Consider the following 13,736-nt stretch of genomic DNA (forward strand, 5'->3'; position numbering starts at 1 on the left):
GGCCCGCTGCCGGGCGCGCTCAGGCCGCGATGCGAAAGCGCCCGACCAGCGACTTCAACGCCTGCGCCTGCTCGTCGAGCGCGTTCGCCGCGGCGGCCGCCTGCTCGACGAGTGCCGCGTTCTGCTGGGTGCCGGCGTCCATCTGCGTGACCGCGCGGCCGATCTCGTCGATCCCGGCGCTCTGCTCGTCCGAAGCGGCAGAAATTTCACCGATGATGTCGGTCACGCGCTTGACCGCGCGCACGACGTCACCCATCGTGCGGCCCGCATCGTGCGCGAGCGCCGCACCGTTCGCGACACGCTCGACCGACGCGCCGATCAACGCGCGGATCTCCTTCGCCGCGGTGGCCGAGCGCTGCGCGAGCAGGCGAACCTCGCCCGCAACCACCGAGAAGCCGCGCCCCTGCTCACCAGCGCGGGCGGCCTCGACCGCCGCGTTCAACGCGAGAATATTGGTCTGGAACGCGATCCCCTCGATCGTGCCGATGATGTCGCGAATGTTCTTCGCGCTGTCGTCGATCTCGCTCATCGTCGCCACCACCCGCCCGACGACTTCCCCACCCGTCTCCGCGACGGCCGACGCGTTGGCCGCGAGCGCGCTCGCCTGCCGCGCGTTCTCCGCGTTCTGCCGTACGGTCGACGTGAGCTGCTCCATGCTGGCCGCGGTGCGTTCGAGCGCGACAGCCTGCTGCTCGGTGCGCTTCGACAGATCGAGATTGCCGGTGGAGATCTCGCCCGACGCGGCCGCGATCGCCTCGGCGCTGACGGCGATTTCGCCGACAGTCGCCGCGAGCCCCGTCTGCATCTCGGCCAGTGCACGCACCATGCTGTCGCGGTCGTGCCGGCCCAGCTCGATGGGTCGCGTCAGGTCGCCGCGCGCGATGTCCGCGGCGATCGCCTTCGCGTGCGCGGGCTCGCCGCCGAGCTGCGACGCGAGACGGCGCACGACGCGCTCGGCGATCACGACCGCAAGCACGATCAGCGCAACCGTCATCGCCGCGATCATCGCGAACGACGACGAGAAAATGGTGGCGGACGCATCGAGCGTCGCCTTCGACTTCGCACCGCGCGTCTTCACGAGTTCGGCGACGAGTTTCTCGAGCTTGCCGGTTTCGACCAGCAGCGACACGTCCTGCGTGCCGACCTGCCAGTTCATCTGCGACAGGTCGAGCGGCTGCGCGCGCACGAGTTCGACGAAATCGCGCAGGTGCGCGCGCCATGTGCCGACCGCCGTCGAGAATGCGCGCAGCCGCGCCGAATCGTCGGCATCGGCCGGATCCGCGTAGCGCTGCAGCGTGCCGAGCGCCTGGCCGATCGACGCGAGCCCCGCGCTCACGTCGGCGCCCAGTTCGTCGCGCTCCTTCGCGGTGGTCGCGGTCAGCAGCATCTTCTGGGCACGGCTCGCGCGCAGCATTTCGGCCCGGACCTCCTCGGCCGCGCGGCTCGCGACGTGCCCCTGCTCGTAGACCGACGCGATCGACGCATTCAGCCGGCTGATCTGCCACAGCGAAAACATGCCGATCACCAGCGTGCCGACGAGCAGGATTGCGAATGCGGCGCGCAACGTCGCCTTGACGGTCCACGGCCGGCGCTCGCGACGCGCCGCCCGCAGGCGCCGGGCGGCGCGACCGGCGGCAACGTCGGGGGCGGCGGGTGCCGCACCTGGCTGTGGATGCAAAGATGCTGCTTTCATCGAACTATCCCCGTATTGATCACGCAGCCGGAAAGGTCGGTCCCGGCATTCCCGCGATGGCTGGCCATGCCGCGCGTCCTGCGCCCGCACCGGCGGATAGCCGGCGCCGGGCGCGGCGCGCCTGTTGTCATTGGGTCGTTCTACGGCCGCCACCGCCGTTTCTTGAGTCCGGGAAACCACGCACCGGCCCCGGGCGCGGCTCCGCTGACGGGCAGGCGCGCCGCCAGCGTTATACCCGGCCAAAAAAGCGGGCACCGGCCGATCCGTCAGATGGATGTCCGATTCGCGATAAAACTTGTCCGGACATTCTCGATGCGCCACATTACACTTCTTTGACGCAGCAACGATTCAAGACGCGCCCATCCCCAGCAGAGCGCGCCCGCCACCTCAACTCGTTCAGCTCTCACATGGAAACCCGCTTCGACACCGGCTCCGCCGGCGCAGCCGCCACCCGGCCGTCCGCGCCCCCCGTCTCCCGCACCGTGTACCCGGTGCTCGGCGCGATCAGCTTCTCGCACATGCTCAACGACATGATCCAGTCGTTGATCCTCGCGATCTATCCGATGCTCAAGAGCCAGTTCGCGCTGTCGTTCGCGCAGATCGGCCTGATCACGCTCACCTACCAGATCACCGCATCGCTGCTGCAGCCGCTCATCGGCCTCTATACCGACAAGCGTCCGAAACCGTATTCGCTGCCGGTCGGCATGGGCTTTACGCTCGCGGGGCTGCTGCTGATGTCGGTCGCGCCGAATTTCCCGATGCTGCTGGTCGCCGCGGCGCTCGTCGGCTGCGGCTCGTCGGTGTTCCATCCCGAATCGTCGCGCGTCGCGCGGATGGCGTCGGGCGGCCAGCACGGGCTCGCGCAGTCGGTGTTCCAGGTCGGCGGCAATGCGGGTTCCGCGCTCGGGCCGCTGCTTGCCGCACTCGTGATCATCCCGCACGGCCAGCACAGCATCGCGTGGTTCTCGGCGGCCGCGCTCGTCGCGATGATCGTGCTTACGCAGATCGGCCACTGGTACAAAAAGCATCCGTCGATGAAGAAGAAGGCCGCGGCGGCCGGCCACCCGACGCTGTCACGCGGCCGCGTGATGGGCGCGATCGGCGTGCTGGTGCTGCTCGTGTTCTCGAAGTACTTCTACCTCGCGAGCATCAACAGCTATTTCACGTTCTACCTGATCGACAAGTTCCACCTGTCGGTGCAGGCCGCGCAGATCCACCTGTTCGTGTTCCTCGCGGCCGTGGCGGCCGGCACGCTGATCGGCGGGCCAGTGGGCGACCGGATCGGCCGCAAGTACGTGATCTGGGTATCGATCCTCGGCGTCGCGCCGTTCACGCTGCTGCTGCCGTACGCGAACCTGTTCTGGACGAGCGTGCTGACCGTGATCATCGGCATCGTGCTCGCATCGGCGTTCGCCGCGATCCTCGTCTACGCGACGGAACTGATGCCCGGCAAGGTCGGGATGGTCGCGGGCCTGTTCTTCGGCTTCGCGTTCGGCCTTGGCGGGGTCGGCGCGGCCGTGCTCGGCCAGCTCGCCGACGCGACGAGCATCGCGTTCGTCTACAAGGTGTGCTCGTTCCTGCCACTGATCGGCGTGCTGACGGTGTTCCTGCCGAACCTCGAAAGCAGCCGGCGCAAGAAGGCGTGACGAGGCGGCCGTGGCGTGCGCGCCGCGGCCGGTCGATTGGCTTGAAGGAAGAAGTGAAGCAAACGACGGCGGCCTCAGGCCGCCGTCGTCGCATGCAGCGTCAGGAAACGCTTGAGGATGCCGGACGAATAGCTGCTCGCGATCGCCGACAGGAAGTGCGAGAACGACTGCGTCGCATGATCGTCGGCCGTGTCGGAGATCGTACGTACGAGCGCGAACGGCACGTCGTGCTCCGCACACACCTGCGCGATCGCGGCCCCTTCCATTTCGACCGCAAGCGCATCCGGCAATGCGTCACGCAGCGCGACGACCTCGCGCTCGCTCGACACGAAGCGGTCGCCGCTGATGATGAGCCCCGTATGCTGCGTCGCACCGGCCAGGCCGAAGCGCGCGGCGAACTGCGCGCCCTCTTCCTCGACGAATTGCGCGCACGCGGCCCGCAGGCTCGCCGTCAGCGCCGCGTCGGTCGCGAAACGCGTGATGCCGAGCAGCGGCACCTCGTAGCGGGGAAAGAGCGGCGACGCATCGAGATCGTGCTGCAGCAGCGTATCGGCCACGACGACATCGCCGACGCGCACGGTGCGCGACACGCCACCCGCGACGCCGGTGAACACGACGCCCGCCACGCCGAACACGTGGATCAGCGCGCTGACCGTCGCGGCGGCCGCGACCTTGCCGACCCGTGCGAGCGTCACGACGCAGGTCGCGCCATGCACGGTGCCGACGTGATAATCGCGACGGCCGAGCGTGACCGTCTTCATCGCGCCGTCGGCGCGCATCGCGGCGATCAGGTCGCCGAGTTCCTCGGGCAGCGCGGCCAGAATGCCGAGCGGACGAGCCACCGGCGTCGCAAAGTTGTCGATGCCCATCATTCCACCGCCTGCAGTTTCGCGACCGCGAGCGCGAGCCACTTCTCGCCGTGCCGCTTGAATTTCACCTGCGCCTTCGCATCGGTGCCGTTGCCCTCGAGCGCGGTGACCGTGCCTTCGCCGAACTTGGTGTGGAACACCTGCTGGCCGACCCGGAAACCGGCATCGGCCGCGCGCTGCTTGTCCGCGAACGCGGGCAGCGGTGCGGACACGGCCGGGTCGACGATCTGCTCGCGACTGCCGCCGCCCGGCCGCGCGAACCAGTCGCGCCCGTACCCGGCGTTGTCCGATCGACCACCCCAGCGCGAACCGGCCTCGACCTTCGGCGTCAGCCACTTGAGCACGTGTTCGGGCAGCTCGTCGAAGAAGCGCGAGCGCACGTTGTAGCGCGTCTGGCCGTGCAGCATCCGGCTCTGTGCGAACGACAGGTAGAGCCGCTCCTTCGCGCGCGTGATCGCAACGTACATCAGCCGGCGCTCTTCCTCGAGGCCATCCGATTCGAGCACGCTGTTCTCGTGCGGGAACAGCCCTTCCTCGAGCCCCGTGATGAACACGGCCGAGAATTCGAGCCCCTTCGCCGCGTGCACCGTCATCAGCTGCACCGCGTCCTGCCCGGCCTGGGCCTGGTTGTCGCCAGCCTCCAGTGACGCATGCGACAGGAAGCCGGCGAGCGGCGTCATCGTGTCGGGGTTCTGTGCCGGGTCGGCGGGCGATACCGGATCGAGCACGTCGAGCGCCGGATCGTCCGTCGCGGTGCCGAGCGCCGGCGCCGCGATCGCACCTGCGCGCAGCGGGATCGAGCGGGCCGGCGTGTCGAGCCCGTAGCCTTCCTCGGCAATGAACGCGGTGGCCGCGTTCACCAGTTCCTGCAAGTTCTCGAGACGGTCCTGGCCTTCGCGCTCGCCCTGGTAGAAATCGGCAAGACCGCTGGCGCGCACGATGTGCTCGACGGTATCGGGCAGGTTCATGTGCTGCGTATCGGCGCGCATCTTCGCGACCAGGTTTGCGAACCCGCCGAGGCTCGTGCCGGCCTTGCCCGTCACGTACGGAATCGCGGCAGCCATCGAGCAGCCGTACAGGCGCGCGGCGTCGGCCAGTTGCTCGATCGAGCGCGCACCGATGCCGCGGGTCGGGAAATTCACGACGCGCACGAACGCGGTGTCGTCGTTCGGGTTGTCGATCAGGCGCAGGTACGCGAGCGCATGCTTCACTTCCTGGCGCTCGAAGAAGCGCAGGCCGCCGTACACGCGGTACGGGATGCCCGACGACATCAGCGTGTGCTCGATCGAACGCGATTGCGCGTTGCTGCGGTACAGGACGGCCACTTCGCTGCGCGCCATCCCGGTGTTGATCAGCGAGCGGATCTCCTCGACGATCCAGCCGGCTTCCTGCGAATCGGTGCTCGCCTCGTACACGCGCACGGGCTCGCCGTGGCCCGCATCGGTGCGCAGGTTCTTGCCGAGGCGGTGCGCGTTGTTCGAGATCAGCTGGTTCGCCGCGTCGAGGATGTTGCCGTGCGACCGGTAGTTCTGCTCGAGCTTGATCAGGTTGCGCACGCGGAATTCGTTTTCGAAGTCGCGCATGTTGCCGACGTTCGCGCCGCGGAATGCGTAGATCGACTGGTCGTCGTCGCCGACCGCGAAGATCGCGTTCTGGCCGCCCGCGAGCATCTTGAGCCACGCGTACTGCAGCTTGTTGGTGTCCTGGAACTCGTCGACGAGGATGTGCTTGAAGCGCGCCTGGTAGTGCGCGCGCAGCGGCGCGTTGTACGCGAGCAGTTCGTAGCAGCGCAGCAGCAGCTCGGGGAAATCGACGACGCCCTCGCGCTGGCACTGCTGGTCGTAAGCCTGGTACAGCTCGACGAACTTGCGGTTGAAGTTGTCGGACGCGTCGACCTTGTCGGGACGCAGCCCCTGCTCCTTCGCGTTGTTGATGAAGTACTGCACGTTCTTCGGCGGGTACTTCTCGTCGTCGACGTTCGCCGCCTTCATCAGCCGCTTGATCGCGGACAGCTGGTCGGCCGTATCGAGGATCTGGAAGGTCTGCGGCAGGCCGGCGTCGCGCCAGTGCGTGCGCAGCATCCGGTTGCACAGGCCGTGGAACGTGCCGATCCACATTCCGCGCGTGTCGATCGGCATCATCGCCGACAGGCGCGCCATCATCTCGCGCGCGGCCTTGTTCGTGAAGGTCACGGCGAGCACGGTGGGCGGCGATGCGTAGCCCTGCTGGATCAGCCACGCGATGCGGGTAATCAGCACGCGGGTCTTGCCGCTGCCCGCCCCTGCGAGGATCAGCGCCGGTTCGTTCGGCAACGTGACGGCGGCGAGTTGTTCGGGGTTCAGATTGGCGAGCAGATCGGGCATGGAGCGGCAGCGAACGGGCGAGAAAAATGCGGACCCGACATTATAAGTCGGCCGCGCGATGCTGTTCCCGATCCGTTCGACAGCAAGTTGCAAGCGCGTCGCAGGCACGCTGCGGCCGCGTCGCGACGGGCCCGCGCCGGCAACGCGATGGCTGGTGGATGTGCATCCATTTATAATCGTCGGATTCGGCATCCAATTCACGCATTTTTCGGCAGATTTCCAACATGAGCGACAACACGCTTGCGAAGAGCTTCGAGCCCCACACCATCGAGTCCCAATGGGGGCCGGAGTGGGAAAAGCGCGGCTATGCGGCCCCGGCCTTCGATCCGGCCCGCCCCGATTTCTCGATCCAGTTGCCGCCGCCGAACGTGACGGGCACGTTGCACATGGGCCACGCGTTCAACCAGACGATCATGGACGGCCTCACCCGCTACCACCGGATGCTCGGCGAGAACACCCTGTGGGTGCCCGGCACCGACCACGCGGGGATCGCAACCCAGATCGTCGTCGAGCGCCAGCTCGACGCACAGGGCGTGTCGCGCCACGACCTCGGCCGCGAGAAGTTCGTCGAGCGCGTGTGGGAATGGAAGGAAAAATCCGGTTCGACGATCACCGGCCAGGTGCGCCGCCTCGGCGCGTCGCCCGACTGGTCGCGCGAATACTTCACGATGGACGACAAGATGTCGGCCGCCGTGCGCGACGTGTTCGTCACGCTCTATGAACAGGGCCTGATCTATCGCGGCAAGCGCCTCGTCAACTGGGATCCGGTGCTGCTGACCGCCGTGTCGGACCTCGAAGTCGTGAGCGAAGAGGAAAACGGCCACCTGTGGCACATCCGCTACCCGCTCGTCGATGGCTCGGGTTCGCTGACCGTTGCAACGACGCGCCCGGAAACGATGCTCGGCGACGTCGCGCTGATGGTCCACCCGGAAGACGAGCGCTACGCACACCTGATCGGCAAGCTCGTCACGCTGCCGCTGACGGGCCGCGAGATCCCGGTGATCGCGGACGACTACGTCGACCGCGAGTTCGGCACGGGCGTCGTGAAGGTCACGCCGGCGCACGACTTCAACGACTACCAGGTCGGCCAGCGCCACAAGCTCGCACCGATCGAGATCCTGACGCTCGACGCGAAGATCAACGACAACGGCCCCGAGCAGTATCGCGGCCTCGACCGCTTCGACGCGCGCAAGGCGATCGTCGCCGACCTCGATGCGCAGGGCTTCCTCGACTCGGTGAAGCCGCACAAGCTGATGGTGCCGCGCGGCGACCGCACGGGCGTCGTGATCGAGCCGATGCTGACCGACCAGTGGTTCGTGGCGATGACGAAGCCGGCGCCGGAAGGCACGTTCAATCCCGGCAAGTCGATCACGGAAACGTCGCTCGACGTCGTGCGCAGCGGCCAGATCAAGTTCGTCCCGGAAAACTGGACGACCACCTATTACCAATGGCTCGAGAACATCCAGGACTGGTGCATCTCGCGCCAGCTGTGGTGGGGCCACCAGATTCCCGCATGGTACGGCGAGAACGGCGAGGTGTTCGTCGCGCGCCACGAGGAAGAAGCGCGCGCGCAGGCTGCCGCGAAGGGTTACACGGGTGCGCTGAAGCGCGACGAAGACGTGCTCGACACGTGGTTCTCGTCGGCGCTCGTGCCGTTCTCGTCGCTCGGCTGGCCGAACGAAACGCCTGAGCTGAAGCACTTCCTGCCGTCGTCGGTGCTCGTCACGGGCTTCGACATCATCTTCTTCTGGGTCGCCCGGATGGTGATGATGACCACGCACTTCACGGGCAAGGTGCCGTTCCACACCGTCTACGTGCACGGCCTCGTGCGCGACGCGGAAGGCCAGAAGATGTCGAAGAGCAAGGGCAACACGCTCGACCCGATCGACATCGTCGACGGCATCGACCTCGACACGCTGGTCGCGAAGCGCACGACGGGCCTGATGAATCCGAAGCAGGCCGCGACGATCGAGAAGAAGACGCGCAAGGAATTCCCGGACGGCATCGCCGCGTTCGGCACCGACGCGCTGCGCTTCACGATGGCGTCGATGGCGACGCTCGGTCGCAACGTGAACTTCGACCTCGCGCGCTGCGAAGGCTATCGTAACTTCTGCAACAAGCTGTGGAACGCCACGCGCTTCGTGCTGATGAACTGCGAAGGTCACGACTGCGGCAGCGACAAGCCGGAAGTCTGCGGCGCGGGCGATTGCGGCCCGGGCGGCTACCTCGACTTCTCGGCGGCCGACCGCTGGATCGTGTCGCTGCTGCAGCGCACGGAGGCCGACATCGCGAAGGGCTTCGCCGATTACCGCTTCGACAACATCGCAAGCAGCATCTACAAGTTCGTGTGGGACGAGTACTGCGACTGGTATCTCGAACTCGCGAAGGTGCAGATCCAGAACGGCACGCCGGAACAACAGCGCGCGACGCGCCGCACGCTGCTGCGCGTGCTCGAAACGGTGCTGCGCCTCGCGCACCCGGTCATCCCGTTCATCACCGAAGCACTCTGGCAGAAGGTCGCGCCGCTCGCGGGCCGCTATCCGCAGGGCAAGGCCGACGGCGAAGCGTCGCTGATGACGCAGGCGTACCCGATCGCGAACCTGCAGAAGATCGACGAAGCGTCGGAGCAATGGGTGGCCGACCTGAAGGCGATCGTCGACGCGTGCCGCAACCTGCGCGGCGAGATGAACCTGTCGCCGGCCACCAAGGTGCCGCTGCTCGCAGCCGGCGATGCCGAGCGCCTGCGCTCTTTCGCACCGTACGTTCAGGCCCTCGCGCGCCTGTCGGAAGTGCAGATCCTCGCGGACGAAGCGACGCTCGACAAGGAAGCGCACGGTGCGCCGATTGCGATCGTCGGGCCGAACAAGCTGGTGCTGAAGGTCGAGATCGACGTCGCGGCCGAACGCGAGCGCCTGTCGAAGGAGATCACGCGCCTGACGGGCGAGATCGCGAAGTGCAATGCGAAGCTCGGCAACGAGGCATTCGTCGCGAAAGCGCCGCCAGCCGTGGTCGAACAGGAACAAAGGCGCGTGGCGGAATTCCAGAGCACGCTCGAGAAACTGCGCGCGCAGCTCGATCGGTTGCCTGCGTAACAAACCGTAAGGTCGTTTGCGTTCACTATAATGCAGACGTGAACATAGACCGTCTGACAAGTCGATTACAGGAATAAAGGTTCGATCATGCTGAAAGTTACCAAGGCGGTGTTCCCCGTTGCTGGTCTTGGCACGCGGTTCCTGCCGGCAACGAAAGCGAGCCCGAAGGAAATGCTGCCGGTCGTCGACAAGCCGCTGATCCAGTACGCCGTAGAGGAAGCGATCGCCGCCGGCATCACCGAGATGATCTTCGTCACCGGGCGCAGCAAGCGCGCGATCGAGGACCACTTCGACAAGTCGTACGAGATCGAGGCCGAACTCGAGGCCCGCGGCAAGGCAAAGCTGCTCGAGCTCGTGCGCAGCATCAAGCCGAGCCATGTCGACTGCTTCTACGTGCGCCAGCCGGAAGCGCTCGGCCTCGGTCATGCGGTGCTGTGCGCGGAAAAGCTCGTGGCCGACAACCCGTTCGCGGTGATCCTCGCCGACGACCTGCTCGACGGCAACCCGCCCGTGATGAAGCAGATGGTCGACGTGTTCGACCACTATCACAGCTCGGTGATCGGCGTCGAAGAGATCCCGCCGTCGGAGACGAAGTCGTACGGGATCGTCGACGGCAAGGAGTGGGAAGAGTCGATCGTCAAGATGTCGGCGATCGTCGAGAAGCCGGCACCGGAAGTCGCGCCGTCGAACCTCGGCGTGGTCGGCCGCTACATCCTGAAGCCGCGGATCTTCGAGCACCTGCGCGCGCTGAAGCCCGGCGCGGGCGGCGAGCTGCAGCTCACCGACGCGATCCAGGCGCTGCTCGCCGATGAGCAAGTGCTGGCCTACAAGTACCAGGGCACGCGCTACGACTGCGGCAGCAAGCTCGGCTACCTGAAGGCGACGGTCGAATTCGCGCTGCGGCACGCGGAAGTCGGTGTGGAGTTCGACGCGTACCTGCGCGCACGCGGCGGCGCACACCCGGCCGACTGACCGCGGCAAGGGTACGAGGGCTCACTCCGGCGAGCCCGCCCTCACCTCATCGGCCGCCGACGCTCAGCGCGCGTCGGCCGGCTTCACCGAGACGACGCCCGGCATCGCGCCCGCGTCGTCTTTTTTCGTCTTGACGAGCCAGCCGCCGCCGCCGAACGGCACCTTCGCGAGCGCGCTCTTCACGAGCGCCGGCGCGGCCTGCTGCGTGCCGGGATCGCGATCGCGCAGCGCGGCCGATACGCGGTAGACGTCGACACCCGATTTCGCGTCGACGAAGCGCAGCGTCAGCACATGGCGATACACGCGGCCCATGAACGGCAGCGCAAATGGCGCCGGCCCGTCGACCGTCACGCATGCGCTGCTCGCGGCACCGCACCCGTCGGCGCTCGCCGCGACCGAGGCCGGCTGCGTCGCATACGCGATCGACAACCGGTAGCGCGCGGCCGCGAGCGGCCTCGCATCGAAGCCGCGGTGCGCGAGTTCGTCGCGCACAAGCGTCTCGATCTGCCGGTATTCGGCATCATTGGCCTGCGCGGCCGTTCGCACGAAATCGTAGCTGTGCGCATCGGATGCGAACGCGTTCGGCTGCCCGAGCGCGCTCACGCCGCTCGTCACGCCGGCGCAACCCGTCAACAGCGACGCCGCCAGCGCGGTCGCTGCCCATTCCTTTCTCATGGCTTTCCCCAAATGCCTGCCGTCGCGCCCGGCCCTGTCAGGCGGACGGCTCGTCGATCGCGGGCAGCGACACCGTCACCGCGGTGCCGACACCCACCACGCTGTCGACCGACACGCTGCCCCCATGGCGCGTGACGACCGTCTTCACGAATGCCATGCCGAGCCCGGAACCCGGGATTTCGGGCCGCTCGCCGGCATGGAATCGCTTGAAACGCTCGAACAGATGCCGCTGATCTTCCGGCGCAATGCCGTATCCCTGATCGCGAATCGTACAGAACATCCGTTTCGACGCGTGCTCGACCGCTAGCGTACACGTGATCACGGTAGCAGACGGGCTGTATTTGACTGCGTTGTTCAGCAGGTTCACGAACGCGCGCGTGATCAGCGAGCGGTCCGCGCGCACCCAGCACATGTCGGTGCCAACCTCGGTGTCGATGCGGATGTGCTTCGCTTGCGCCTGCGGCCACACCTCGTCGCTCGCATCGATCAGCACGTCGACGAGGCTCGTCACCTCGAGCTGGTACGCCTGCGACTCCGCGCGCGCCAACTGCACGAACTCGTCGGCGAGCGACAGTGCACGGTGCGCGTAGCGCTCGATCCGCGCAAGCAGCTCGCGCATCGCGTCGGTCTCGCAGCGATCGCGCTCGATCTCGACGAGCGCGAGGATCGACGACTGCGGCGAGCGCATGTCGTGCGACAGCAGGTGCAGCGCTTCCTCGCGATGCCGCTCGGCCGCGTGCAGCTCGGTGACGTCGACGAGGCCGGCAATCCAGCCCGTCACGCGGCCCTGTGCGTTCGTGCATGCGGCGTAGCGTAACAGATGGTCGAGCCCGTCTCGGTCGCGCACCTCGATGCCGCGCGCCATCGCGTCGTGCTCGGCCTCGAGCGTCGGGTCGAGCACGGCCGGCCAGTGCTCGCGGATCGCCGCATCGTGTTCGGCGTTGCCGTCGACGGTCTTCATGAACGTCAGCTCGCCGAGCGCGGTGCGCAGCGGCCGCCCTTCCGGCAGCGGCAGCGCGAGCCGCGACCCGTAGCGCTTCGCCGCATGGTTCGCGATCAGCACGGTACCGGCCAGGTCGGTCACGAAGATCGGCTCGGGCATGCTGTCGAGGCTGTCCCACACGAAGCGCTTCATGTCCTGCACGCGCTGCGCGGCTTGCGCCATCAGCGCCATCTGCCGCTCGAGCACGTCGCCGCCGACGTCGCGCGTGCGCGGCGCCTCGGGCAGCAGGTGCGGCTCGTCGGCGAGCCGCTGCAGTTCGCGGCGCAGGTACGACATCGTCATTTCCAGGCGCCGCCAGTTCCAGATCGGGTAGACGGCGATCAGCCCGAAGATCGCGGGCGCCGGCGACAGCCAGACGCGCGCCTCGAACAGCAGCGCCATGCTCGCGACGACCGAGAGCGCGGCAAGGCTCAGCGTCAGCAGCAGCGAGCGCCACGGCGACAGCATCAGGAAGCCGCCCAGCAGCGCGGCGAGCGGCAGCAGTGACGCGGCGAACAACCCCGCGCGCGACGCCGGCGAGATCGCACTGCCGGTCGCCAGCATGTCGAGCACGTTGGCATGGATATACACGCCGGCGAGCGGCCCGAATTCGCCGGACACGGGCGTGGCGAACCGGTCGTACAGCCCCGAAGCCGTCACGCCGACGACGACGATCTTGCCGCGCAGCGCATCGGGTTTCACGCGCCCTTCGAGCACGTCGTCGAACGACAGTGTCGGATACGCGGGCGTATTGCGGCTGAACGGGATCAGGTAGCGCCCTTCGTCGGCCGCGTCGCGCGACAGGTCGTGCGCGTTCGCGCCCGGCGCGCCGCCGACCGGATGCAGCCGGCCGGCCTGGATCGCGCGGTAGACGGGCACCATCAGTTGCGGCCAGCGCACCCGGCCGTCGCTTTCGAACAGCGCGACGCTGCGTACGATGCCGTCGGGATCGACTTCGAGGTTGATGTGACCGAGCCCCGTCGCGCGCGCGGCGAGCGCGGCCACCGGCGGCTCGACGGTCCGCGAGCCGTCGGCCTGCTCGGGGCTCAGCAGCACCGGCAGGAAGGTCGGCACGCGGCTCATCGCGTCCGCGAACGCGCGATCTTCCGGCGACGGTTCGGTGAACAGCACGTCGTAGACGACGGCGGCCGGTTGCGCGCGCGCCAGCGTGTCGAGCAGCCGCGCATGCACGTCGCGCGACCACGGCCAGCGGCCGAGCGCGGACACGCTCTGGTTGTCGATGTCGACGACGACCACGTCGGGTGACAACGGCAGGCTGCGCAGCATCAGCAGCCGGTCGTAGAGCAGCCCGTCGACGCTGGCCGACAGCCTGCCGAGCGCGCACGCGAGGATCACCGCGATCCCGAGGCAGCCGATCGCGATCCATTCGATCAGGAAGCGGCGGCCGAGGTGCCGCCGCGGGGAAACGGAATCGGGTTTCATG

8 protein-coding genes are annotated in these 13,736 nt (G+C 67.5%); 3 read left to right on the forward strand and 5 right to left on the reverse strand.

All coding sequences use genetic code 11. The features are described from left to right. Window positions 1-19: 19 nt before the first annotated feature. Window positions 20-1,693, reverse strand: coding sequence for a methyl-accepting chemotaxis protein (locus HWX39_RS32735; protein ID WP_175971720.1), 1,674 nt, complete (start codon window positions 1,691-1,693; stop codon window positions 20-22). Between the two features lie 407 nt (window positions 1,694-2,100). Between HWX39_RS32735 and HWX39_RS32740 the strand changes: the two genes are divergently transcribed. Further along, window positions 2,101-3,339: an MFS transporter gene (locus tag HWX39_RS32740; protein WP_175971721.1), complete on the forward strand. Its 1,239-nt coding sequence runs from the start codon at window positions 2,101-2,103 to the stop codon at window positions 3,337-3,339. Between the two features lie 74 nt (window positions 3,340-3,413). Here HWX39_RS32740 and HWX39_RS32745 read toward each other — a convergent pair whose 3' ends face one another. Together HWX39_RS32745 and HWX39_RS32750 are read right to left on the reverse strand one after the other, a co-directional pair. After that, window positions 3,414-4,211: a 5'-methylthioadenosine/adenosylhomocysteine nucleosidase gene (locus tag HWX39_RS32745; RefSeq protein WP_175971722.1), complete on the reverse strand. Its 798-nt coding sequence runs from the start codon at window positions 4,209-4,211 to the stop codon at window positions 3,414-3,416. Further along, entirely contained in the window at window positions 4,208-6,571 is a 2,364-nt protein-coding gene (locus tag HWX39_RS32750; protein WP_175971723.1) for a UvrD-helicase domain-containing protein, read from the reverse strand. The genes HWX39_RS32745 and HWX39_RS32750 overlap by 4 nt, the downstream gene beginning before the upstream one ends. Window positions 6,572-6,795: 224 nt before the next feature. On the opposite strand from HWX39_RS32750, the gene HWX39_RS32755 reads away from it, so the two are divergent. Both HWX39_RS32755 and galU read left to right on the forward strand, forming a co-directional pair. Continuing rightward, on the forward strand, window positions 6,796-9,663 hold the full coding sequence (locus HWX39_RS32755) for a valine--tRNA ligase (RefSeq protein ID WP_175971724.1): 2,868 nt from the start codon (window positions 6,796-6,798) through the stop codon (window positions 9,661-9,663). An 87-nt stretch (window positions 9,664-9,750) separates the two neighbouring features. Next, a complete protein-coding gene (galU, locus tag HWX39_RS32760; RefSeq protein ID WP_175971725.1) occupies window positions 9,751-10,635 on the forward strand; it encodes a UTP--glucose-1-phosphate uridylyltransferase GalU in 885 nt (294 codons plus the stop codon). 63 nt (window positions 10,636-10,698) lie between these two features. Here galU and HWX39_RS32765 read toward each other — a convergent pair whose 3' ends face one another. Both HWX39_RS32765 and HWX39_RS32770 read right to left on the reverse strand, forming a co-directional pair. Beyond that, the gene (locus HWX39_RS32765; RefSeq protein ID WP_175971726.1) at window positions 10,699-11,310 is read right to left on the reverse strand and encodes a DUF4136 domain-containing protein; all 612 of its coding nucleotides are present in this window, start codon (window positions 11,308-11,310) and stop codon (window positions 10,699-10,701) included. 37 nt (window positions 11,311-11,347) lie between these two features. Next, the gene (locus tag HWX39_RS32770) at window positions 11,348-13,735 is read right to left on the reverse strand and encodes a CHASE2 domain-containing protein (protein WP_175971727.1); all 2,388 of its coding nucleotides are present in this window, start codon (window positions 13,733-13,735) and stop codon (window positions 11,348-11,350) included. Window position 13,736: the final 1 nt, after the last annotated feature.

Origin of the sequence: Burkholderia sp. BCC0322, assembly GCF_902833045.1 — a bacterium.
In the GTDB taxonomy this organism is placed as follows: domain Bacteria; phylum Pseudomonadota; class Gammaproteobacteria; order Burkholderiales; family Burkholderiaceae; genus Burkholderia.

Excerpts from the sequence above, each read along its gene's own strand:
- HWX39_RS32755 (WP_175971724.1), top strand. The coding sequence starts at position 6,796 with ATGAGCGACAACACGCTTGCGAAGAGCTTCGAGCCCCACACCATCGAG.
- HWX39_RS32735 (WP_175971720.1), bottom strand. The coding sequence starts at position 1,693 with ATGAAAGCAGCATCTTTGCATCCACAGCCAGGTGCGGCACCCGCCGCC.
- HWX39_RS32770 (WP_175971727.1), bottom strand. The coding sequence starts at position 13,735 with ATGAAACCCGATTCCGTTTCCCCGCGGCGGCACCTCGGCCGCCGCTTC.
- galU (WP_175971725.1), top strand. The coding sequence starts at position 9,751 with ATGCTGAAAGTTACCAAGGCGGTGTTCCCCGTTGCTGGTCTTGGCACG.
- HWX39_RS32765 (WP_175971726.1), bottom strand. The coding sequence starts at position 11,310 with ATGAGAAAGGAATGGGCAGCGACCGCGCTGGCGGCGTCGCTGTTGACG.
- HWX39_RS32750 (WP_175971723.1), bottom strand. The coding sequence starts at position 6,571 with ATGCCCGATCTGCTCGCCAATCTGAACCCCGAACAACTCGCCGCCGTC.
- HWX39_RS32745 (WP_175971722.1), bottom strand. The coding sequence starts at position 4,211 with ATGATGGGCATCGACAACTTTGCGACGCCGGTGGCTCGTCCGCTCGGC.
- HWX39_RS32740 (WP_175971721.1), top strand. The coding sequence starts at position 2,101 with ATGGAAACCCGCTTCGACACCGGCTCCGCCGGCGCAGCCGCCACCCGG.